The sequence below is a fragment of the Streptomyces sp. NPDC090445 genome (assembly GCF_044769385.1).
Taxonomy (GTDB): domain Bacteria; phylum Actinomycetota; class Actinomycetes; order Streptomycetales; family Streptomycetaceae; genus Streptomyces.
The window spans coordinates 16,956-40,275 of record NZ_JBIVXV010000016.1 but is presented as its reverse complement, the minus strand read 5'-3'; the positions used below and the strand labels follow the sequence as shown (position 1 = coordinate 40,275).

Annotated in this window: 13 protein-coding genes; 7 read left to right on the top strand and 6 right to left on the bottom strand. The window is 72.8% G+C overall.

What is annotated here, in order from left to right:
- The first annotated feature begins 91 nt into the window (after positions 1-91).
- From ACIQUT_RS26040 to ACIQUT_RS26030, 3 genes are all read left to right on the top strand, one after another.
- Entirely contained in the window at positions 92-1,960 is a 1,869-nt protein-coding gene (locus ACIQUT_RS26040; RefSeq protein ID WP_403566109.1) for an HSP90 family protein, read from the top strand.
- Positions 1,961-5,116, top strand: a complete 3,156-nt coding sequence (locus ACIQUT_RS26035) for a hypothetical protein (protein ID WP_403566107.1) — start codon at positions 1,961-1,963, stop codon at positions 5,114-5,116.
- 385 nt (positions 5,117-5,501) lie between these two features.
- Positions 5,502-6,200 carry an N-acetylmuramoyl-L-alanine amidase gene (locus tag ACIQUT_RS26030; protein WP_403566105.1) on the top strand — a complete coding sequence of 233 codons (699 nt, stop codon included), beginning with the start codon at positions 5,502-5,504 and terminating at the stop codon, positions 6,198-6,200.
- 17 nt (positions 6,201-6,217) lie between these two features.
- Here ACIQUT_RS26030 and ACIQUT_RS26025 read toward each other — a convergent pair whose 3' ends face one another.
- Positions 6,218-7,534, bottom strand: coding sequence for a M1 family metallopeptidase (locus ACIQUT_RS26025; RefSeq protein WP_403566306.1), 1,317 nt, complete (start codon positions 7,532-7,534; stop codon positions 6,218-6,220).
- 469 nt (positions 7,535-8,003) lie between these two features.
- On the opposite strand from ACIQUT_RS26025, the gene ACIQUT_RS26020 reads away from it, so the two are divergent.
- Complete coding sequence (locus ACIQUT_RS26020) at positions 8,004-9,245, top strand: S8 family serine peptidase (protein ID WP_403566103.1); 1,242 nt, start codon at positions 8,004-8,006, stop codon at positions 9,243-9,245.
- A gap of 97 nt (positions 9,246-9,342) precedes the next feature.
- Here ACIQUT_RS26020 and ACIQUT_RS26015 read toward each other — a convergent pair whose 3' ends face one another.
- Together ACIQUT_RS26015 and ACIQUT_RS26010 are read right to left on the bottom strand one after the other, a co-directional pair.
- Positions 9,343-9,543 (bottom strand): hypothetical protein, encoded by a 201-nt coding sequence (locus tag ACIQUT_RS26015; RefSeq protein ID WP_403566101.1) that lies wholly within the window; start codon positions 9,541-9,543, stop codon positions 9,343-9,345.
- Between the two features lie 152 nt (positions 9,544-9,695).
- On the bottom strand, positions 9,696-10,148 hold the full coding sequence (locus tag ACIQUT_RS26010) for a hypothetical protein (RefSeq protein ID WP_403566099.1): 453 nt from the start codon (positions 10,146-10,148) through the stop codon (positions 9,696-9,698).
- A gap of 373 nt (positions 10,149-10,521) precedes the next feature.
- Between ACIQUT_RS26010 and ACIQUT_RS26005 the strand changes: the two genes are divergently transcribed.
- Positions 10,522-12,954, top strand: a complete 2,433-nt coding sequence (locus ACIQUT_RS26005) for a SpoIIE family protein phosphatase (protein ID WP_403566097.1) — start codon at positions 10,522-10,524, stop codon at positions 12,952-12,954.
- Positions 12,955-13,049: 95 nt separating this feature from the next.
- Entirely contained in the window at positions 13,050-14,678 is a 1,629-nt protein-coding gene (locus ACIQUT_RS26000) for a serine/threonine-protein kinase (protein ID WP_403566096.1), read from the top strand.
- A gap of 80 nt (positions 14,679-14,758) precedes the next feature.
- On the opposite strand, the gene ACIQUT_RS25995 is transcribed toward ACIQUT_RS26000, so the two are convergent.
- Together ACIQUT_RS25995 and ACIQUT_RS25990 are read right to left on the bottom strand one after the other, a co-directional pair.
- The gene (locus ACIQUT_RS25995; RefSeq protein ID WP_403566094.1) at positions 14,759-16,276 is read right to left on the bottom strand and encodes an SAV_2336 N-terminal domain-related protein; all 1,518 of its coding nucleotides are present in this window, start codon (positions 16,274-16,276) and stop codon (positions 14,759-14,761) included.
- Positions 16,273-17,757: a hypothetical protein gene (locus ACIQUT_RS25990; protein WP_403566092.1), complete on the bottom strand. Its 1,485-nt coding sequence runs from the start codon at positions 17,755-17,757 to the stop codon at positions 16,273-16,275. Before ACIQUT_RS25990 ends, ACIQUT_RS25995 begins: the two co-directional genes overlap by 4 nt.
- A gap of 89 nt (positions 17,758-17,846) precedes the next feature.
- Here ACIQUT_RS25990 and ACIQUT_RS25985 point away from each other — a divergent pair, with 89 nt between their 5' ends.
- Positions 17,847-18,272 (top strand): hypothetical protein, encoded by a 426-nt coding sequence (locus tag ACIQUT_RS25985; protein WP_403566090.1) that lies wholly within the window; start codon positions 17,847-17,849, stop codon positions 18,270-18,272.
- 22 nt (positions 18,273-18,294) lie between these two features.
- Here the strand turns inward: ACIQUT_RS25985 and ACIQUT_RS25980 are convergent, their stop codons facing one another.
- Positions 18,295-23,295, bottom strand: a complete 5,001-nt coding sequence (locus ACIQUT_RS25980) for a hypothetical protein (RefSeq protein ID WP_403566089.1) — start codon at positions 23,293-23,295, stop codon at positions 18,295-18,297.
- Positions 23,296-23,320: the final 25 nt, after the last annotated feature.

Sequence of the window (23,320 nt, the reverse complement as noted above, 5' to 3'; positions counted from 1 at the left end):
AACCGAACCCACACGCCCCGCCGCGGCGGAGTACGCACTGCGCCTTGCCGTGCCGTACCGTGCCGCCCGCTACCGAAGGAACCCGCACAAGGTGCCGCATTCCGAGTCCGCCCACACCTTCCAGGTCGATCTGCGCGGCCTGGTGGACCTGCTGTCCCACCACCTCTACTCCAGCCCCCGCGTCTACCTGCGCGAGCTCCTGCAGAACGCCGTCGACGCCATCACCGCCCGCCGGGCGGCCGACCCCGGCGCCCCCGCGGCCATCACCGTGCGCACCGGGGACACCCTCACCATCACCGACAGCGGCATCGGCCTGACCGAAGCCGACGTGCACCGCTTCCTCGCCACCATCGGCCGCAGTTCCAAGCGCACCACGGACGGCGCCTTGGACGGCGCCGGGCTGGACGCGGCACGAGGCGACTTCATCGGCCAGTTCGGCATCGGTCTCCTCGCCTGCTTCGTCGTCGCCGACGAGATCACCGTGGTCAGCCGGCACGCCACCGACCCCGCCGCGCCCGCCGTCGAATGGCGCGGCCACTCCGACGGCCGCTACACCATCCGCACCCTCCCGGCCGGCGCCGTGCCGGAGCCCGGCACCACCGTGCGGCTCACCCCGCGCGCCGACAACGCCGAATGGACGACTCCCGGCCGGGTCCTCGAACTCGCCCGGCACTACGGGCGCCTGCTGCCCCACGAGGTCACGGTCGTCGACCCGTACGGCGAGCGCACGCGGATCGACGAGACGCCCCCGTGGGAGCAGCCGCACCGCTCGCCGCTCGCCCGGCGCGAGGCACTGGCCGCGTACTGCCGCACCGTCTTCGACTTCACCCCCCTCGACACCATCGAGCTCGACCTGCCGGCCGCCGGCTTGCGCGGCGTCGCCTACGTCCTGCCCACGGCTCTCAGCCCGGCGCAGCGCGCAGGCCACCGCGTCCACCTCAAGGGGATGCTCCTCAGCGACCAGGCGACCGAGCTGCTGCCCGACTGGGCGTTCTTCGTGCGCTGCGTCATCGACACGACCAGCCTGCGGCCCACCGCCTCCCGCGAAGCCCTGTACGAGGACGGCACCCTGTCCGCCGTCCGGGACGCCCTGGGCACCCGGATCCGCGACTGGCTCACCGGCCTCGCCGCGAGCGACCCCGCCCTGCTGCACAGGTTCATCGACACCCACCACCTCGCGGTCAAGGCCCTCGCCCGCTACGACGACGAACTGCTGCGCATCGTGCTCCCGTGGCTGCCGTTCGAGACGACCGACGGCAACGTCACCCTGGAGGAGTTCGCCCGGACCCACGCCACCGTCCTTGTCACCCGCAGCGTCGAGGAGTTCCGCCAGGTCGCCCCCATCGCCTCCGCCGCGGGCCTCGGCGTCGTCAACGGCGGCTACACCTACGACCGCGACCTGGTCCACCGGCTGCCCGAGATCCGGCCCGGCACCGCCGTCACCGACCTGGACCCGGCGACCGTCACCGCACACCTCGACGCCGTCGACCCGTCCGCCGAGATCCGCGCGGCCGCTTTCCTGGCCGTCGCGCGGGAGACCGTCGCCGCCCACGACTGCGACGTCGTCCTGCGCGACTTCCAGCCCGTCTCCGCCCCCGTGCTGCTCCTGGACAACCGGGAGGCCCGCCACGAGCGGACCCGCTCCACCCTGGCCGCCGACAGCGACGACGGCCTGTGGGCCGACATCCTCGGCTCCCTGCGCAGCGAGACCCCCCGCGCCCGGCTCGTCCTCAACCACCTCAACCCGCTGGTCCGCCAGGCCGTCACGATCACCGAGCGCGGGCTCGCCGTCGCCGCCGCCGAGTCCCTGCTCGGCCAGGCGCTGCTGCTCAGCCGCCGCCCCCTCAAGGCGAACGAGAGCGCCCTGCTCAACCGGGCCTTCATCAGCCTGCTCACCCACGCCATGCACCCCGGCGGCACGACGGCCGCACCCGACTCCGAGCCCCGGAAGGAGCAGTAGATGCTGGACACCCCGGAGGCCGTGTTCGAGGCGCTGCGCGAGAACAACGAGCGCCCGCACGGCCTGCAGCGCACCGTCACCGCCGAGGAGCTCGCCGAGGCCGCCGAGCCGTTCGACAAGCCCGATATCCTCGTCACGGCACTGATGGAGCTGATGGCGGCGTACGAGTACACCGGCGAGCACCGCAAGTCGCCCGTGGTCTTCGCCCGCCTGCTCAAGCTGTGGGAGAGCTCCCCCGGAGCGTTCAGCGAATGGGAGGCGCACCAGGTCCTGTGGCGCTTCAAATGGGTGGCGACGTCCCTGCTGCAGGTGCCCGACGTCCCGCTGACCGCGATCGACGGCTGGATCGGGCGCATGCGGGAGCGGTACGAGGCGGACGGCCACGGCGTGCAGCCGGTCGCCGCCATGAGCTACCACGTCGCCGCCCAGACGGGCACCGGCGTGACCGGGGCGTACGACCTGTGGGCGACCCGGCCGCGCACCCGCCTCAGCGACTGCGAGGCGTGCGAGACCCGCCACCACGCGCTGTACCGGGTGCGCTCGGGTGACGACGAGGCGGCGCTGGCCACCTGGCAGCCCGTCCTCGACGCCGCCTCGACGTGCTCCGACGAACCGCAGATGAGCCAGGCGCAGGCGCTGCTGCCGCTGGTGCGGCTGGGCCGCACCGACGAGGCCCGCTCGCACCACCTCGGCGGCTACCGCCGGGTGCGCGGCATGACGGGCATGCAGGAGGAGGTCGGGCTGCACCTGGAGTTCTGCGCGCTCACCCGCAACGAGGGGCGCGGCCTGGAGATCCTGGCCGAGAACCGGCCGCTGTTCGAGGCTGCCGGCGCACCGCTGGCCCGCCTCGGCTTCCTGACCGGAGTCGAGGTACTGCTCGCCCGGCTCGCCGCGGACGGGCACGCCGACACGCCGGTCGCCGGGCCGCCCGGTCGGAACTGGACCGCCGGAGAGCTGCTGGACACCGTACGGTCCGAGGCGGACACCCTGGCCGCCGCCTTCGACGCGCGCAACGGCACGGCGGAGGTCGGCGACCGGCGCCGCGCCCGGCTGGCCGGCACCCCGCTGACAGGCGAACCCCTGCCGCTGGGGCTGCGTACCGTCATGCGCCCGGCCGCCCAGGCACCGGCCGGCGGCACGACCGCCCCGGGTGGTGCCGGTGGTGCGGGTGCTGCCGCCGCTCCGGCCGCTCCCGCGATCCCCGACGACTTCGCCGAGCTGGTCGAGGAGGCGCGGCGGCTGGAGGCGGTGGGGCATCCCGGTGACACGCCGCTGTGGACCCGGATCGCCGCCCTGGCCGGCGAAGCCGGATACGTGCACGACGACCGGCTGGGCCCGGAGGGCCGCCTGCGCGCCGAGATCGCCAAGCAGCACGCGTACGACCTGTACGCGCAGGACCGCGAGCCCGAGGCCGCGGCCGCCATGACCGAGGCCGCCGAACTGTTCGACCGGGCGGGCATGCCCTGGGACATGCTCGCGGCCCGGGCGAGGTCCCTCGCCTGGTCCGCCCCGCTCCGCCCCGGGCGTGAGGCCGGAGCGGCCGCCTCCGAAGGCAGCACCGCACCGGACCCGGCCGGCTCCCCGCAACCTGCCGGCTCCCCGCGCTCCGACGGATCCCCGGAGGACGCCGGATCCCCGAAGGACGCCGGATCCCCGGACGACGCCGGGATCCGTGCGGGCCTCGACGCGGTCCTGCGGGATGCCGAGGCACTGCTCGCCTCGGGCCAGGACGCCGGCCCCGCGTACGCAGGTCGGGGGGACGACGGCAAGGCGCCCGACACCGGACCGGGCTCCCGGGCAGCCGAGCGCTACCTCACCGTGCTCTACTGCCGGGCATACGCCGCCTTCCACGAGGCCATGGGCGAGCTGCCGGAGGTCTCCGCGCCCGCCCTCGAACGGTTCGGCGCGGCGACCGCCGCCCTGAGCTCCGAGGCCGCACGCCTGGTCGTGCCGCAGCACAAGGCCAGCGCCCTGGAGTTCACGGCGAACCTCGCCCTGCGCCGCGGCGAGCCGGACCGCGCGGAGCGGGAGCTGCGGGCCGCGCTGGAGGTGGTCGAGGCCATCGACCGCCCCTGGTCGGGCATCCGCCTGCGGGTCGTGCTCGCCCAGACCCTGATCGTCCGGAGGGAGTACGAGGAGGCCGTCGACCTGCTGCACGAGGCGCTCGCCCTCGCCGTGCGGTACGGGGACTCCGCTTTCCCGATGGCCCCCACGTACGGTCTGCTCGGCCACGCCGCCTGGCATGCCGGGGACGCCGCCGCTGCCGTACGGCACCTCTCCGAGGCGGCCGCCCGCCATGACCGGGACGACGCGCACGACCAGGCAGCCGACATCCGGCTCCAGCTCGCGGACGTGCTCGCGCAGTCCGGCCGGCAGGAGGACGCCGTCGCCGTCCTGGAGTCCGTGGCCGCGGACGAGACCGGCGTCCTGGACGGGCGCCTGCTCGCCCAGGTCCGGCTGACCCTCGCCCGCGGGCTTCGCGAACTGGAGGAACACCGGGCGGCCGCGGAGGAGTTCCTCCGGCTGGCCGACACCGTCGCGGGCTGGGAGGACGACCGGGCGGTGCACACCCTGGTGGCGTCGGAGGCCGCGGTCTCCCTGGCGATGGCCGACCGCTGGGACGCCGCCCGCACGGCGTACGCACGCGCCGTCGACGCCCACGCGGAAGCCCCCAACCCGCCGATGATCATGCGCATGATGTGCGAGTTCGCCCGCCTCACCCAGCGCGCCCAGGGCCCCGAAGGACTGGAGGCGGCGCTCGCCCACCTCGCGGAGGCCGACGCCGTCTGCGCGGCGGTACCGCAGGACACGGAGGGCTTCGCCCGCTCGTACGAGTCCGGCACCGTCCACTACCAGCGGGCCCGCGTCCTGGCGGAAGCCAGTCGCTTCGCCGAGGCCCTGGCGGAGGCCGAAGCATCCGCCGCGGCACACGAACGGGAGGGTGACGGAGGCGAGGTCCCCCGCGCCGAATCCATCCGCTTGGCGGCGGTGATCGAGCACAACGGCCTGGGCCGCACCGACGCGGCGACGGCCCGCCTCACGGAGGCAGCCGCGCGCTGCCGGCAGCACGGCCTCGACGAGGCCGCCCGCATCCTGGACAACCTCCGCAAGGAATTCGGCACCCACCGCACCCACCGCACCCACGACGACCACTGACTCCGGGACGCCACCGCCGCCCGCCGAGTCGGCCCGCGCCCGTCGGGTCCGGCTGCGGTGCGGCGCCGCCCCGGCACGTCTCCCTGACGGCCACCTGGCCTACTCCACCACCCTGCGCGGGCCGGGCTTCCGGGCCGTCGACCTCGGGCAGGGCTCCCCCGCGGCGATGCCCGCCGGGCGGCGGAGCGCATGCCAAGGGGACGGGTGGCGCCGGCCCGGGGCGACAGGCGCGGCCGACGGCAGGATGTGCCCCGATTGGTGGGGGATCGGCTTGCCGGGGTGCGGGCCCCGGTAGAGGATCAGATCACATTTGCCGCTTGTATTTCGTGATGTCACGAGTTGCGGCGTGTCGTTCTGTCTCTGCTCGACCTCATGAGGAGTGGCCATGGAAGACAGCCCGCTCAGCCGTCGACGGCTGTTGTGGGGCGCTGCCGGCGCTGCCGGCGCGGCGGGTACGGCTCTGGCCGTTGCAGGGCTGTCCCGCCTGACGGGGCCCGAGGAGAAGGTGAAGGCGGCGCCGCCGAGCCCCGTGCGCAAGGCTCCCGTCGCCGCGCCGCCTGCGACCCCGCGCCGGGCGGCCCCGACGGACTATGCCCCCGCCGTCTGGATTCCGGCGTCCGAGTCCAACTACATGCCCGCCGACCGTCCCGAGTCCGATCCCATCGAATACGTCGTCATTCACCTGACGACGGACCACTTGCCGATCATGATCGCCACGTTCGAGGACCCCGCCGAGAGGGTGTCCGCGCACTACGTGGTCAGCGCGAACGGCACGCGGATCGCCCAGTGCGTGCGCGAGCGCGACGTGGCCTGGCACTCCGGCAACGTCTGGTACAACCACCGGAGCATCGGCATCGAGCACGAAGGCTGGATCGACCAGCCCGTCTACACCGACCAGATGTACGAGGCATCCGCCATGCTCGCCGCCACGATCTGCGCGAAGTACGACGTGCCGGTCGACCGGGACCACATCCTGGGCCACGTCGAAGTCCCGCTGTCCACGCACGAGGACCCCGGGGACGTGTGGAACTGGGACAAGTACATGAAGCTCGTCGCGACCGCCCGCCGGCGCGTCAGGACCTGACACCGCGTCGCCCCCCATCACGCGGGCTTGCCGTCGCCGTAGAGCCACGAGTCCCAGATCGAGTCGAGGTCCCGGCCTGCCTTGGCCTCCACGTACGCGGTGAAGTCGGCCGTGGAGGCGTGGCCGTGGCGGTGGCGCAGGGTCCAGCCCCGCACCAGGCCGCGGAAGGCCTTGTCGCCCACGGTCTGGCGGATCTTGTGGATCACCATCGCGCCGCGGACGTACACCGGCTGGCCGGAGATGTCCGCGGCGCTCGGCGGCTCGGCGGGCGGGAAATCCCACTCGTCGTCGTCCGCGGCCTTGGCGTGGTTGCGGTCGAAGTGCTCCTGGGCGCTGGCCCCGCCGTGGTCCTCGGTCCACAGCCACTCCGCGTAGGTGGCGAAGCCCTCGTTGAGCCACATGTCCCGCCAGGTCCGCGGGGTGACGGAGTTTCCGAACCACTGGTGGGCCAGTTCGTGCACCACGTTGGTGGTGTGGAAGATGTCGGCCGGAATGATCGGCCTGGTCTGGGTCTCCAGGGCGTAGGGCACATCGGCCGCCTGATCCACGATCACCCCGGCGGCGGAGAAGGGATACGGGCCAAACGTTTCCTCGGCCCATTCCATGATCTCGGGAAAGCGGCCGAGGACCGCCCCGTCCTCGTCCACGCCCGCGGTCGTGTCCATCGCCGACACGACCGGGACGCCCGATCGGGTCCGGGAGGTTTTCACGTCGTAGCTGCCGATGGCCACGGTCGCCACGTAGCTGGCCATGGGCTCGGCCTGGTGCCAGTGGAAGGTGGCGCGGTCGCCGCTGGTGCGCCGGGCGCGCAGCTGCCCGTTGGAGATCGCCTGCACCTCCTTGGGGACCGTGACGGTGATGTCGTACGAGGCCTTGTCCGAGGGGTGGTGGTTGCCCGGGAACCACGACATCGAGCCCGTCGGCTCGCCGAACGCGACCGCTCCGTTGTCCGTCCTCAACCAGCCTTCGCGCCACCCGTGGGCGTGGGTGACCGGCTGCGGTGTGCCCGCGTAGCGCACGACGCTGCGGAAGGCGGCGCCCTTCCTGACGTGATCGTGCGGCTGCAGGGTCAGCTCCTGCCCGTCCCGCCGGACCTGCGCCGTGCGGCCGTCGACGGTGGCGCCGAGCACCTCCATGCCGAGAAGGTCGAGATGGAAGGCACTGAGGTCCTCGGTGGCCTTCGCGGTGATCTCCGCGGTGCCTTCGAGGCGGCCGCTGCCGGGGTCGTAGGCCAGGGTCAGGGCGTAGTGGGTGACGTCGTAGCCGCCGTTGCCGAGCTTCGGGAAGTACGGGTCACCGGCGCCCGCGGCAGCGGGGCGCCCGCCCCGGAACACCCTCCCGGAAGCTCCCGGCTGCGCGGTGACCGCGCCGGCAGGAGCACCTGCCTGCGCGTCTGCCCCGGTACGGGCACGTGCCCCGGGGCGGTCGCGGCCGTCGGACTCCGAGCACGCCGGAAGTGCGGCGAGCAGCCCCGCCACCGCGAGGGCGGTCAGACGTCCGGAGGTCTTCACACCGCCGATCATGCCCCGGCCCCTGGGCACCCCGACCCCGCCACGCCGTGGGATGGCCCCTTCGGCGGGCAAGGCCCCGGATCCCGCCGGACGGGATTGCCCCGACCGGGCGCCCTGGACGGAACGGCACGGCCGCCGGGGCCGGGGGCCGGGAAGCTACGCCCTCCGTTGGGCGACCGCGTGTCGGTCACCCCGCCGGGGAGTCGTCGGTGGGCACAGTGGCGTGCGGGTCCGGCGTCCTGCCCGGGATCCGGTCCGCTTCGCGCCGTGAAGGAGCGTCATGCGTGGCGTCATGCGTGGACGTTCGGCCAGATTCCTGGTGACGGCCGCTGTGGTCCTGGGGAGCATCGCCGCCGGTGCCGCGACGGCGCAGCCCCGGACCTCTCCGGCCGACGACGGGCCCCGGCCGGCCCGCACGGCCGGTGCGAGCAGTGGCCAGGCGCCGACGGCCCGGCGGGTCTGCCCGGACACGCACGATCCCGGCCTGGCGTTCTGCCTGGCGATGATCCGGACCGATGTGCCTGCGACGCGGGCCCTCGGGCCGGGCCGGCAGCCGCCCGGCCTCTCGCCGCAGGACATCCAGAGCGCCTACGATCTGCAGGGGCGCGGCGGGAGCGGGCGGAGGGTCGCCATCGTCGTCGCCTTCGACTACCCCAACGCCGAGCAGGACCTGGCCGTCTACCGCCGCACCTTCCGCCTGCCGCCCTGCACGACGGCCAACGGATGCTTCCGGAAGGTCTACTCGACCGGCGTCAAGCCCCCCGTCGTCGACCCCCTCTGGGCCCTTGAGGCCGCACTCGACATCCAGGCCGTCAGCGCCGCCTGCCCGGACTGCAAGATCACCCTCGTCGAGGCTCCCACAGCCCGCATCGACACTTCTCTCCTGCCGGCCGTCGGTACAGCAAGTGCCCTGCCGGGCGTGACCGCCGTGAACGGCAGTTGGGGAGCCGGCGAGCAACCGGCCGAGGCGGAGTTCGACTTCGTCTTCCGCCCCGGCATCGCCTACACCTTCGCTTCAGGCGACACCGGAGGCCAGACCGTCTACCCTTCCGTCTCCCCGAACGTCACCTCGGTGGGCGGTACCACGCTGATCCCCGCACACCACCGCCACGGCTGGGCCGAAAGCGGCTGGGCCGGCTCCGGAGGCGGCTGCTCGCTGTACGAGCCCAAGCCGTCTTTCCAGCACGACCTGCTGTGCCCCGCCGGCCGCGCCACGCCGGACGTCTCCGCGGTCGCCGACCCCGCCACCGGCCTGGCCGTGTACGCCACGAGCTCCGGCCCCGCCATCCCACCCGGCTGGTACGTTGTCGGCGGCACCAGCCTCTCCGCCCCGCTGGTCGCCGGCATGTACGCCCGGGCCGGCCGGCCCGGCCCGGCCGACCGCCCCAACACCTACCCCTACGCGCGACCCCGGGACTTCCACGACATCGTCATCGGCTGCGCCGGCCCCTACTGCGCGATGCCGGGATACGACCTGGTCACCGGCATCGGCACACCCCACGGCGTCCGCGGACTGCGAGCCCACGCGCGGTAATGCAGCCGAGCGCAGCGCGGCAGCGCGCCGGCCGTGCAACAGGGCTGAGCCAGCCGGCCGACACGGACGACGCCGGACCGTACGGCCGGTGGGCCGATCAGCTGATGCTGATCACGGCGTACGTCTCACCGCTTTCCGGCGGCCGCGTCCAGGATCGGGTGGTGAACGTGTGAAGCCGTCCGACCACGATGGCGTGCTGCGGCAGACAGGCACCGAACTCCCCGGTCACCGCTTCCAGCAGCGCCCGCTCCGCCTCGGCGCCGTCGTCCGAGCGGCCGAAGAACCGGCCCGGGTCCAACGCCCCCGGTACCTCCCCGCTCCACCTGAGCAGGAAGGGCCGCCAGTCGAATGCTGTGGTGTCTGCCCTGTACCGAATGCTGCCACCCGCCACTGACAGTGCTCCGCCGTGCGCGCACCGTGTGGAGCCGTCGGCCGAGGGAAGTGAGACCTCTACCGGACCGAGTGGAGCTGCTTCCGCAGGCCGGCCTCGGCGACGACGATGCGCGTGGTCGCCGGGGTGTCGGAGACCTGCGTCGTGGTGACCGGGCCGCGTGCCTCTCCCGGCGGGCCGGGCTCGCCGGAGACGTATTCGATCACCATGGCGTTCCTGCTGCACATCAGGGATGCCCAGGCCTTCGGCCCACCGCCGCCGGAGACGGTGTTGTAGGGCCCGCCAGGGTGGGAGGTGGTACTTTCCTGCCCCGCGTCCGGCCAGTGCGACACGAGGTGGATTCGGTTCGCCTTCTGGTCATTCACGGAATGTGCCAGAATTCCGCAGGATTCTTTGCCCACGTAGCCGAGAATTCGGCTCTGCCTGTACCGGATGTCGGACAGTATTTTTACGCCCCCGGTCATTCCTGCTAATGGGTCGTCGGCAACGTCGATCGCTGCGAGGCCGCTCAACCTGGTGACGCGAGTGCCACCCGAAGCGGGCCGGTCGCCCTTCGCTTCGCCGCCTCGGCACCCGGCAAGCAAGAAAACGAAGACAGACCCGATGGTCAGAGTGCGAACGGTTCGAGCCACGGTGGCTGCACCTCATTCACGTCGTATCCCGAAGGTTGTGCGGTGCCCCTGATTGAAGCAGACACGCCTACGAGCGCGGCCGCATGATCGGCCTCGGAGCCGGCCGCCCGGCCGGGCCGCACCCGCCTTGTCGCGTACGGTCCGCGCAGCGTAACCGGTGCTCCCGCGTTCCGACTCGCCCGAACGGTCCCGGGCGCGACAGCATGGAGAGAGCGCGATCGGCGGCCGTCCTCTGGAGGAGGCGATACGGACAGTGAACAGGCATCGCTTTGCGTTCTGCGGGGCTGAGCTTGCCGCCGTCTACGTGGTCGCCGAGCAGGACAGCGAACTCCATCTGGCCGAGCTGACCGGAAACCGCGGCGTCCTCTACGGACTGCCCGCGATCCTCTCCGTGGCCGGCCATTCGCCCGCTGCCAACGCCTTCCGCTCCGGCCGCCCGCTGTGGCTGACTCCCATGGAACTCGCCACGTTCGTCGAGGATGACCCCCACCACTTTCCCACCCGGGTCCGGGACGGCGACCCCCACTCGCCGGCAAGGATCTCGCTGGGCGCGCTGCCACTGGGCCACGGCGACCAGGAGCTCGGCTGCCTGATCGTGGCCGGCGAGGTGGGGGACGGGTTCAGCGCCGACGACCGCAGCCTCCTGGAGCTCTACGCCGATCAGGTGGCGGCCGGACTCGAAGCGGTCGCCGCTCGTCTGACCGGGCGAAAGGCCCCGCAGGCACACCTGGGACAGTCCCTGGTGCCCCACCAGGGCGGCGCGTTCATCCTGGAACTGGGCACCGGCCGCATGGAGGCCCACGCGAACGTGCTGGAACTGCTCGGTCTGCCTCCCGAGCAGTTCGACGGCCAGGTGGAGACCCTGCTGGCCTGCGCCGTCCCCGACGACATGCCCGCGCTGATGGCGATCGTGGAGCCGGACCGGCTGGCCGCCGCCGGACAGCAGCTGGCGTTCCGTATCCGCCGCCCGAACGGCGAGCTGCGCTGGCTGGGGCTGCGCTGCCGCGTGGAGGTGGAACCCGATGGCACACCGCAGCGCGTCCTGGGTGTGGTGGCCGACGCCACCTACCTGCGCCCCAGCGCCGACGAGGTCTCCCTCGTGCAGCGGCTGTCGGCCACGCTCGCTGGAGCGGCGACCATCCGAGAGGTCAGCCGACTCGTGGTCGCCGCCCTGCGCGAGCCGCTCGGCGCCTCCCGGGTCGCCGTCGGCGAACTGGAGCCCGAGCGGCTCATCGTCACCGCTCTCGACCCGCCGGAGCCCGACGCCTGGCCCGAGGTCTGGCGCTCGGAATGGCGGTCCGAGTGGCCCGACGTGCCGCTCGGCGACCTGTCCACCCTGCAGAGCGCGCTGCGCGGGGGCCACATGAGTCTGTGGCCGCCGGGCGCGGTTCTCGAGCCCGGCCTCCTGGGGGTCGGGCCCGGCGGTCTCGCGGTGCTGCCGCTGCCCGCCGAAGGCAGGATGGTCGGGGTGTGTCTGGTGGGGTGGGAAACGGAGCACCGGTTCGGACCGGAGGAGCGGTCGCTGCTGACCGTGACCGCGGGGCTGGCGGGGCAGGCCCTGGTGCGCGCCCACGCACTGGACGCGGGCCACGAACTCTCCACCATGCTCCAGCGCAGCCTGCTGCCCCGTAAGCTCCCGGAGCTGCCGGGCGGGGTGGCTGTCGCCCGCTACCTGCCCGCGACGGCGGGACTGGAGGTCGGCGGCGACTGGTACGACGTCATTCCGCTCCGTGAGGGTCATGTGGCCTTCGTCATCGGGGACGTACAGGGGCACAGCGCGGCGGCCGCCACCATCATGGGCCAGATGCGTACGGCGGTCAGGGCCTACGCGGTGGAGGGCCACCCGCCGGACGTGGTGGTCGCTCGGGCCAACCGGCTGCTCGTCGGCATGGAGACCGATCTCTTCGCCACCTGCGGGTATGTGGACCTCGACATGGAGGAGGGCATTGCGAGGGTCGTCCGGGCCGGCCATCTCCCGCCGATCCTGCGCCATCCCGACGGCCTCACCGAGGTGATGGCGATCGAGGGAGGGCCTCCGCTGGGCGTGCTCGCGGACGCCGAATTCCCCATGACCGAGACGGGGCTGGCCCCCGGAACCCTGCTCGTCATGCTGACGGACGGCCTGGTCGAGTCCGCCAAACTGCCCCTGGAGGAGGGCATGCGGAGGGTGTGCGAAGTGCTCGCCGCGGCCGACCCGGCAGGTGCCGGAGGGCTGGCCGACGAGTTGGTCGTCGGCGAGGGCCGCCGCGACGACGACGTGGCGCTGCTGCTGCTGCGCTACGACGGCACGGAGGGCCGGCCGAAGCGCAGCCACTGGACGGTGTGGCGGCTGCCCAAGGCGGTCATGCACGCACGCCGCTTCACCGTGCGCACCCTGCGGTCCTGGGGTGTGGTGGAGGAACTCGACGCGGCTCTGCTGGTCGTGTCCGAGCTGGTCACCAACGCCATCGCGCACACGCAGGGAGAGGTGGGGATGGACCTGATCCTGTCGGCGGACCGGCTGCGGATCGCCGTGAACGACGCGTCCCCGCGCAGCCCCGTCAAACCGGTGTCGGTGAGCTGGGAGTCGACCGGCGGTCGCGGGCTGCTCATCGTCGAGGCGACGACGATGGCCTGGGGCTCGGTGCCGCTCAGCGGCGGCAAGCAGGTGTGGGCCGAGATCCCCCTGCACCGCGCGAGCGGCTGACGCACGGGGTGCGCGCGTCGGCCTGTCCCTTAGGGTGACCCACCGGACGGCCCGTGCACCGCGGGGCCGCAACGGCCTTGGGGACGGGGGAGCTCATGGAGTCACTGCGGCCCGGTGACCCGCCGGAGATCGGCGGATACCGCCTGCTGGCGCGGCTCGGCGAGGGAGGCATGGGCGAGGTGTTCCTGGCCCGTACGGTCTCCGGCCGGCCGCTGGCCCTGAAGACCGTGCACCGCGATCTCAGCCTCCAGCCGGACTTCGCCGAACGGTTCGCCGGGGAGATACGCACCAACGACCGTGTCCGCTGCGCCTGGACGGTCTCCGTGGTGGACTTCAGCCCGCCGGGTACGACACCGCAGTGGCTGGCGACGGAGTACGTCGCCGCGCCGTCGCTGGGGGACTGGGTGCGCACGCACGGGCCGCTTCCCGCGCCCGCCGTGGAGTGCCTGGCCCGCGAGCTGGCGGCCGCACTCGTCGCCGTACGGGCGGCGGGGGTGGTACACCGCGACATCAAACCGGGGAACGTACTGCTCGGTGCGGAGCGGCCCTTCCTCATCGACTTCGGCATCGCCCGCGCAGCGCAGGACCCGCGGCGCACCCGGACGGGCGCGGTGATCGGCACGCCCGGCTTCCTGGCGCCGGAGCAGGCGACCGGCGACGTCGCGGCGGCGCCGGCGGACGTGTTCTCCCTCGCTGCGGTCCTCGTGTACGCGGCCACCGGGCGCAGCCCGTTCCTGGCGGCGGGTGAGGAGCTGGACCTGCCGGCCCTCCTGTACCGGATCGTCCACGACGAGCCCGTGCTCGACGGCGTGCCGGAGGCGATCCTGCCCCTGGTGGGGGAGTGCCTGGCCAAGGATCCGGGCCGGCGTCCGACCGCCGAGGAGATACGGGCCCGGTGCGGCGCCGCCGCCGAGCCGGACTGGAGCGCGGCGGTGCCGACGGCCCTCCCGGCCGAGGTCGCCCGCCGGGAAGCCGAACTCCGGCTCCTCCTCACCGCACCCCGGCGACCCGCCCATGCCCCTTCAGGGACCGGCCCCACACCGGTTCCCCCGCCCCCTCCCGGTGCGCCGCCGGCCGTCCTGGCCACGGCGCCGGAGGCATCACCGGCCCTCCGGGCCTCCCGGGCCTTTCCGGCCGCCTCCGGACGCCTGAGCGGACGGGCATCGCGCCGGCCCCTGCTGCTCGGCGCGGCCGCCGGCGCCGCCGTACTGACCGCCGCCGTCGTCCTCCCGGTCCGATTCCCCTGGAGCGGCGACGACGCCAAGCCCGCGTCCCCTTCGGGCAGTCCGGCACCGTCCCCGTCGGCGCCCACTCCCTCGGTGCAGGCACTGCCCGCGTCGTGGGCGGGCACGTGGTCCGGGGTCGGCCCCGGCACCCCGGACGCCGACGGCATCTCCCGTGCCCGGACGGGGGAGTTCACCGTCACGGTCACCCTCAACCCCGGCGCCGTGGGCGAGGTGGTGGGCCGGCAGGTCAGCGAGGTCAAGGAGACCTCCAGCGGACGCGACCTGGGATGCACGGAGGCCCTCGAACTGCGGCAGGCCGGCCGGAACGCCGCGGTCTTCGCTGCCGTGACCAGCCATCCCACGGACCGTGCGGCGACCTTCGACTGCCCCCGGGGCAACATCTACGTGCTCACCATGGCGGACCCGGACCGGCTGACCCTGGAGTCGGAGGGAGCGCAGTCCGCGGGCGCCCCTGCGGCCTTGACCCGCCACCGCTGAGCCTGAGCCACGCTGCCCCACCCCGGGGACGGCGGCTGCCGGGAACGCGCAAGGACGGATCGACCGCCTCGAACGGTCCTTCACACGGTTGCGGGGGATTCGTCCGGGGACGGGGACGGGGCGAGGGCGTCGATCTTCATTCCCATCCGGCGCAGGGCCTCGCTGTCGGCCACCAGCGGCATGGCCTGCAGCACGGTCCGCTCCACCATGACGAAGGGGAGGTTGTCGTAGGTCACCACGAGCGCGTCGGGCGGCGTCCTGAACTCGATGCGCTGGGCCAGCCCCTTCACCGCGCCCACCACCGGGGACAGGTATTCCTCGATCAGCTTGGCGACGGCCTGGCTCTTCTCCCATCCTTCACGGGCCAGGAGGGCTTCTCGCACCCCGGGCTCGAAGTCGAAGGTGACCCGGTCGTACGGGGCGTCGTCGGGGTTGGTGGGCTCGGTGACGCGGATCAGGCCGCTGCTCAGGATTTCGGAGAGGTCGCCCGGTCCGGCCATGGGGAGCAGCTGTCCGCCGATCAGCTGCATGACGTGCCGGTTCAGCGGTGCGGAGGCGAGGAATCCGGCGAGCTTGGTCGTCTCCGCGGAGGCACTGGCGAGGAACTCGATGACGCGCTTCTCCGCGTCGGCGCCGGGGGCGCGGTCCGGCACGGCGGTGGCCGGGATCTCCGGAGGGCCGTCACGGCCCACCACCAGGGCCTGCTGGCGCACCCATTGGCGGGAGAGCAGCAGGCGGCACCACTGGTCGAGCCATCTCTTGCGGAGCTCCAGCACGGGCACGATGACGTCCCCCGGGTTGACCGGTACGGGGGTGAGCAGCCCGTTCAGCGGTTCCTGGCCGGCGGGCTTCTGCTCCAGCGTCGAGTTGGCGCCGCCGACTTCGGACGAGCGCAGGGGCAGCGTGTGGGTGTGCACCGCGGAGCGGGCCCAGTTCTGGTGCGGCTGGACGTGCAGGATGGCCAGGGGGTGGATGCTCGCCCATTCCCTGGTCTGTTCCCAGACCTCGGACCGCTTCCAGGCCGGCCCGACGCCGTCCGTGATCAGGAATACGATCTTCCGCCGACCGCTGTTGAGTCCGGCGTTCTCCAGCGCGACCTTGTCGAAGATGCTCCGGTCGGGGTCGAAGCCCTGGCTGTGGAGTTTGACGACCTGCACGTCGGTGAAGAGCGGCACTTCGTGGGTGCAGGCGACGAAGGAGTCGATCGTGGGGTACCAGGCGGTCATGGACGCACCGGTGTCGATGACGAGGACGAGGTCCCACGCGGAGGGGTGGTGCGGGGACGTCCGGTGCGTGCCGGGCGCGTTGGGGACGTGCAGGGCGCCGGGCTGGCTGCGGTCGCGGTCCAGCACGCCCAGTGCGTGCAGGGCGCGGGCGGCGGCTCGGGTGCCGGGCACCGGTATGACCTTGGGCCAGGAGGCGGGTGGCGGGCTGAACACGGGTTTGGGCGGGTACACGGGCACGTGCGCTCTGGTGCCGCCGACGGGGCGGCTCTCCTGCGGCATCGTCGTGACGATCCACGGCGTGCCGTTGAACGGGGCCGATGGTGTGGACGGCGTCGGCGGGGTCGACTGGGTCGACGGGGTCGGCGTGGTCACAGTGCCTCACTCGGTGCCACCAGGGCCGGCATGGCCGGCAGGGGCTGGTCGGGGTCGTCCCACAGCAGGCTGATCCCCCGCACCGTCTCCTCGTCCTCGGCGGGGCCGAGCGGTCCGGTCCCCTGGCGCAGGGCGCTGACGCGGGAGGGCAGGTCCTTGAGCGGCCCCTGCTCGATCAGCTGCTGCACGGAGGTCCGGAAGGCCGGGGAGGCGCAGTCCTCGCGGTGCCAGAGGATGGCGGGAGCGCCCTGCCGGATGGCGGTCATGAGCTCGTTGCGCCCGGCCTCGCCGTCGGGCGGGTTGCTGAGGACGACGAGGTCCTGTGGCGGGGCCGGGCGGCGGCTCGGCCCGTCGGGGACGGCGGGCGCGGAGGCGGGGCCGGCGTCGTCCATCAGGTGCTGCCACCGGGTGCGCCACGTCCGGTGCAGGGTCGGGCTCTGCAGGCGGTCCAGGCTGCGTACGACGACGTTCCAGTGCGGCGCTGCCTGCGGAGGGGTGCTCCGGGTGCACCAGTCCCAGACGGGCTGGTTGACGAGGGGCAGCGGCAGCCAGAACTCGACGGACACGGCGGCGGCCGGGCTCGGCCGCCGGGGCCATTTCTGCAGCCATCCGTAGACGGCGTCGGCGATGTCGCGGCGGTCGACCTGCGCGTCCTCGCCCCGCATGGAGGGGCTGTTCTCGGCGTCGGCTTCGCGGTGCCACGTGCGCAGGGTGTAGAGGTCGCTCCGCAGGCCGTCGGGCAGGAACGCGAACATGATCCGGGGTGTCGCGGAGGGGGTGGGGCCCGCATGGCGGGCTGCCGCTTCACGGCAGGCCTGGAGGGCGTCGAGGACGCCCCACTGCCCGGCCTTCTCCTCGGTCCACGCGCGGAGCGGGTCGACGGCCGCCTGGGACTGGGCCGCGGCCAGGTACTCGATGAACGCGAGCAGCGGCGGCAGGCCTCCCGGGAGCACGTTCCGCCGGAGCAGGTGCAGCGCCGTGGGCCACGTCGATGTGCAGTGCTGCGGCAGGGCCGCGGACAGCGGCGGCAGGCAGGCCTGCACGAGCCGGTGCAGGTCGAGGGTCGGGACGGTGCGCGGCTCGACGAGGTGCTGGAGCCGGCGGAGGTCCTCGTCCTCCATGAGGGTCCGGGCGGCCAGCAGGTCCGACAGCATCCGCAGGGTGCCGGCCGCATCCGGCTGCTCCGTGCCCGCGAGGCCGGCGAAGTGCTCCAGGGCGTCGGCGAGTGCGTCCGCCCTGGAGGCGCTCGTGATGCACCAGGCGACCAGCTGGCGGATCAGCCGGTCCGGGGGCGCCGAGCGGTCGACGTCCTTGAGGAGGGGGGCCCGGTTGCGCACGAGGAGGCGCAGCAGGGCCTTGACGTCGAGCACCGGGTTCGCCGAGGCGGGATCCAGCTGCTCCTGGAGTTCACTGCGCAGCGCCGTCAGGGTCGTCGGCGCGGGGTGTGACTGCGTGGGGCCGGGCTGTCCGTGATCCGTCATGGCTGGTCACTCCTGCGACTGGCTCGTGCACGGGGAATTCGCCGATTCGGCCCTCGCGAGCCGGGAAGGTTGGCGACAATGACTGGTCTATGGATGCCAGCGGGTACGCCGCCTGGGCAGCGGCGGCAACGAGCATGGCGACCCTGGTCGTGACGACGGTCGTGCAGGGGCGCCGCGAGCAGCGCACATGGTCCCGGGAGGCGCTGACGGACGCGTTCGTGGCGTTTCTCGCGGCCAGTTGGAAGCATTCCGACATAGCGAAGGCCGCGCCGCCCGGAGACCCGGGGGCCGCGACGGATCTGGCCGTGCAGTACGGGGAGATGCGCAACCACCTCACGCGGCTGCGTCTGCTGTCCACCCACGACGTGCTGGCGGCCGGCGAGCGGCTGCTGCGGCTGCACCGCCACATCCAGGAGGCCGGGACGGCCGAGGAGCTGGAGCGGGCCCTGTCGGCCGCTTCCGAGGGCCGGCGTGTGGTCGTGGCGGCGGGCAAGAAGCACATGGGGCTGGCGTGACGCACGGGATGCGCGGACTGCTTCACCGGACATAGCGCCTCATCGTGAACTCGGCGGTGGAGCGGATGTGGCTGAGGACGGCCCGGGTTTCGGCGGGCAGTTCCTCGTCGCGCTGCCGGTCCCTGATCCACTCGGCGATGTCGGAGGCGACCGAGAGGGCTGCCGACGGGTCCGGGCCGTGCAGCAGGCGGGCCGTGAGGTTCACCGCCGCTTGATGCATGATGGCGTCTTCGGGCCGCAGGGCCGTGCAGATCTCTTCCCAGTCGCCCAGAAAGCCCAACGCGATCAGACGGGCCCGCTCCATGCTGGGGTGCATCCCGGCGGTGGACGCCGCGAGCTGGGTCAGGTCCTTCTGCGCGCGCCGCGTGTTCCTGAACGCGCCGTCGGTGACGGCCAGGGCGCTGAGGTAGCCGTAGGCGCTCAGGGCATGTGCGGCCCTCGACACCTCCACCCGTCCGTGCACCGGATGGGCGTGCAGGAGCGTCCCGCTGCAGTTGGTGACGTTCCAGGCGACGTCCCTGACGAACTCGACGAGTTCGTGCAGGCCCGCGCTGGCCGCCAGCAGGACCAGCCGGTGGGCGTCGAGGCTGGTGGGGTCGCCGACCTCGATCCCCAGGAGCCGCTCCCGCTGCTCGAAGGTGAGCGGTATCGGGTCGAACAGGGGGGCGTCGAGCAGCACGTCGGTCGTTCCCATGAGGGTGAGCAGGTCGGCGTCGCTGAGCTCCCTGCCGAGGAAGAGGCCGGTGTCGAGGTGGTCCGGGATGGCGTCGCGCCAGGCGGCCGCCCACGGCCAGTACATGGCCTGCCGCATGTGCTTCTCGCGGAGGGCGCGCTCGACGCTCAGGGCGATGCCGGGATGGAGTTCGACGCCGCCCTTGCCGACGGCCGCGACGAGGGAGGACAGCGGTTCCAGGTACTCGGGGGTGAGCGAGGGCAGGCAGTGCCCCTCCACGATGCGTTCCACCCCGGAGAGGTCCTGCGGGTCGAGTCCGTGGACGAACGCCGCCAGGGCGAGCAGCCGCTGCGGTGAGGCGTGCACCGCGGCCGCGGTCAGCCGGGATCCGCTGATGACCTCGCCCTGCCTCAGCAGGAAGTGCGCGGCGATCACCGCCATGTCGTCGTCGTCTCCGAACAGCACCTCGTTCCACCGGGTCTCGGCCATGCCGTCGGCGTCGAGGACGAGCTGTGCGCACGCGTCGGAGGGGTCGTCCTTGTGGCGCCTGCCGGCCGCTTCGAGGAGGTGGCGGTGCCACTCGGGGTGGTCGGCCAGGCCGACGCTGAACCGGTGGGCGAGCAGGGTCTCCAGTGAGCCTTCCCTGGCCAGCGCCTCCAGCAGCTCCATGCGTTCGGTGTTGAGGCGGTGGATGGTGGCGTTGTCGGCGCTGCGCCGCAGCTCGGAGCCGACCTCCGTCAGCCGCGCCCGGCAGGCCTCGGCATACACGGCCTCCAGCTGCCTGTCGGGCTCCACCCGGAGCTGGGCGAGCGTCTGCCTGGCCTCCTGTACGACCGGCCAGGGCGCCGAGACCTCCAACCGGGACCAGACGTGTCCGGTGAGGGTCTTCAGATCGGCTGTGGCGATGCTGCGGAGGGCGAGGACGGTCAGGGGCCCGCTGAGTCCGGTGGGCAGGTCGAGGAGTTCCTTCAGGACGGCCGTCAGGGCTGCCTCCGCGCCGGGGACGAACCACTGGTGCATCATGACGAGTCCGGACAGGGCCTGGCCCGCGGCCGGGGCGGCGTCGGCCTGCCGGGCCACGGCCACCAGGACGGCCATGGCCTCGGGGGTTCCGTACCGGGCGAGCGTGTACGAGGCCTCGCGCCAGGCCGGCTCCCCGCTGGTGCTCGATTCCAGGGTCGTCCTGAGCCCGGCGAGCAGGGAGGCGTGCAGCGGGGCGAAGTCCCCGGCGGCGGCCTGGAGGAGCCACGCCCCGTACACCGTATTGGCCTCCAGGGCGGTTTCCAGTACCGCGCGCACCATGTCCGGGTCGGCGTCGGGGTTGGCGACGAGCAGGTGGGCCGCGTCCCGCCACCGGAACCGGGTGATGCTGTCGAGCACCGATTCGAGGTTGGTGGTGGCCTGCGCCTCCAGGTAGCCGGCCGCGCAGAAGGCATGGACGAGGGGGTTGCAGAAGGTGAGCCAGTCGCTGTGGGCGTCGGTTTCGAGGACGCCGGTGCCGACGAGGGCGGCGAGGGTCTGCTCGGTGTCGGTGGGCTGCAGCGCCTGGAGCCGTTCCAGGGCGTCCTGGTAGCGCAGGGTCGACCCGTACTCCTCCATGCTCTGCGTGAGCAGCCTCAGCAGCTGCACCTTGCGGTCGTTCTCCGCCGGGTCCGGGGTCTTGAGCAGGCGCCCCAGGTAGAGGTGGACCAGCATGCCGGGGTTGGAGGCGATCTTCTCCGCCTCGTTGTAGTGCTCGATCAGCATGCTCAGGAACAGCGGCTTGCCCGCCAGGTCGCGCAGGGCGACCGCGCTGAGGTCGTTGAAGATCTGCTCTTCCAGGGGTTTCATCCGCTCGCGCCAGGTCCGGGGGTGCTCCAGGCGCAGCATGTCCTCGATGTAGTCGCGTGCCTGGTGCTTGCGGACCTTGAGCAGGGCCACGGCCTGCCAGCGCAGGAGGTCCGGGTCGTAGTCCCACGCCCGCTGGCACACCACCAGGCGCATCCGCGGATAGGCCTCGGCGATCTTCAGCACCCAGCCGTGGACGACGTCCTTGTCCGCCGCGTCCCCGGTGTGGAGGTCGTCGATGACGAGGTGGAGGGCGCCGAGCCGGGCCAGCCGGTCGATCCTCTCGACGGGGAGACCGGCCGCTTCGGGGCAGCACTGTTCGAGCATGTCGGGCACGGAGGAGTCGCTGCCCTTCTGCCGCAGGTACTCGCTCATCCGGAAGGCGGTCATGGACAGGGGCCAGCAGCCGGCGCGGGGCTCGTTCCCGTGGGGCCGTGAGCCGCCTGAGCCGCCTGAGCCGTCGGATGCGTCGGAGCCGCTTGAGCCGTGGGTGCGGCGCAGGAGCCGGGTCTGGAGTTCCGCGGCGACGGTGGACTTGCCCGTTCCCGTATCGCCGACGATGACGACCCTGGGCAGTTTCAGCAGGAGTTCGACGGCTTCGGGCGGAGCGGGGGTGAGCGCTCCGTCGCCCTGCTGGACCAGGGGTTCTCCGGGGTCGAGCAGCCGCCCGGCGAGGGGGATGTACGGGTTGAGCTGCTCGCGTTCGGGCAGGTGTGCGCGGAGGGGTCCGGTGAGGAGGGCGGAGATCACCGGGTCGTCGTGGCGGCGATCGTGGCAGGGTTCGTCGTCGTCCCGGAGGGCCAGGTGGACGCCGGTCAGGATGTCGACGCAGCCCGGGGGGAGTTGTTCGACGTCCAGCAGGGCGGAGCGCAGTGCTTCGGCCTGGTGGGTGGGCCACTGGTCGAAGAAGGAGTCGTCGAAGCCGTCGAGCGCCTCGGCGGCGACGCCGGCGACGGATGCCGACACCGCGACCTTGTGCTCGCTCTGGTCTTCGTCGGGGAACTTCAGGGCGCGGCAGGCGGAGAGCGTCAGATGTTCCATCAGGTGCCCGTACGCCGCCGGTCCTTGGATTCCCCGGTTGAGGAGGACGGCGGCCCGCCGGATCTCCCACAGCATGGCGAGGCAGCGGGCCGCGACGGGCGAGTTCCGGCGTGCTGCCGCGACCAGCCGGGCGAGGACCCGGTCCGTGTCGGGCTCGTCCAGTTGGGTCGCGAGGGCGCACATGACCGCGAGGATGCGCTGGAGTTGGACGAGCCCTGCGAAGTCGAGCCGGTCGGCCGGCCGGTCGGCGGGCAGGTCGCGGAGCGTGCAGACCTCCAGCCAGGCGTGGTCGGAGAGCGCCGGCTTCCGGGGGTCGGCCACGGCCAGGTCGATCAGGTAGGGGTTCTCCCCGCAGAGCATGATGTTGCGGGGGTTGAGGTCCCCGTGGACGGCGGTGAGGGTCCGGTCAACCGCCCGGTCGTGCAGGATGCGGTGGAGCCGGTGGAGGGGATGCCGTACGCGGACGTCGGCGTGGCTGAGGTGGCCTTCGGCTTCCGTGCATCCGGGGAGGAAGTGCCTGAGGCGCCGCGACCATTCGTGGGCACGGGTGTCGCGGACCTGGCCGCAGATCTCCAGGGACGTGGGTTCGTGCAGGATGTCGGCGAGGGGGCGTTGGCGGGCGGCGTTGACGGCCTCGACCCGGATGGCGGTGTGGCCGGCCCATCCGATCAGGTGGTGTTCGCCGAGTCTGACGTCGTCGAGTCGGAGCGCCACCAGGTCGCGGTCGCCCAGTGACCGGTCGGGGCCGGGCGGGGCCGTGCTGTTGAGGGCGATCTTCGTGCTGTCGCACTGGCTTTCGTTGATCTGGTCGACGGTCAGGGAGCCTTGCGCCAGGTCGACGGGTGAGGTGTCGGGCTGGAACGTGTCGAACGTGACGTACAGGTCGGTGCCCAGAGCCCGGTTGTAGGCGGCCAGGTCCAGCGGCTGCACCTGCGGATCGTGGTGGAGCTGCTTGGCCAGGGCCGTCATGACGCCGCGCAGGGTCCGGCAGGCCGCTTCGGCCTCTGCGTCGCCGGCGAAGCCCGCCGCGACGACGTCCTCGACGGAGCGGAGTTCTCCTCCGGAGGGGTCCCGGTCCAGTACGTGCTGGTAGACGAGGGCCTGGCGGCGCAACAGGGGCCGGTTGGGGGGATTCAGCACGCCTTCGCTGACGGCGAGCAGCGTGGTGTAGATCGGGAATCGGCGGCTGTTGTCGGCTTCCTTGCCCCGCTGCCACTCCAGGGCGGTGCTCTCGGCATCGGCGAGCTTCGCGACCTGCAGCGACGGCCCGTGCGCGGCGTCCTCGACCCGGATCTCCAGCACCTCGGAGCCGCTGCGGCCGCCGGCTAATCGGCGGGTGACGTGCACTTCGGTGACGGTGGACGGCCAGTGGCCCGGCTGCGGAGCGGTGCTCGATGCGATGCCCTGGAGGGCGGTGCGGATCTCGCCCTGGCTGTCCGCGCCGATGTCGTCGGCGGCGTCGAAATGCACAGTCCAGGCCACGGATCGGTTCCTCCCCCCGCCCGGC

What these genes read in the sequence shown, in the direction of transcription:
- ACIQUT_RS26020 (WP_403566103.1), top strand. Translation starts at nt 8,004, where the DNA reads ATGCGTGGACGTTCGGCCAGATTCCTGGTGACGGCCGCTGTGGTCCTG.
- ACIQUT_RS25990 (WP_403566092.1), bottom strand. Translation starts at nt 17,757, where the DNA reads ATGACGGATCACGGACAGCCCGGCCCCACGCAGTCACACCCCGCGCCG.
- ACIQUT_RS26035 (WP_403566107.1), top strand. Translation starts at nt 1,961, where the DNA reads ATGCTGGACACCCCGGAGGCCGTGTTCGAGGCGCTGCGCGAGAACAAC.
- ACIQUT_RS26000 (WP_403566096.1), top strand. Translation starts at nt 13,050, where the DNA reads ATGGAGTCACTGCGGCCCGGTGACCCGCCGGAGATCGGCGGATACCGC.
- ACIQUT_RS25985 (WP_403566090.1), top strand. Translation starts at nt 17,847, where the DNA reads ATGGATGCCAGCGGGTACGCCGCCTGGGCAGCGGCGGCAACGAGCATG.
- ACIQUT_RS26030 (WP_403566105.1), top strand. Translation starts at nt 5,502, where the DNA reads ATGGAAGACAGCCCGCTCAGCCGTCGACGGCTGTTGTGGGGCGCTGCC.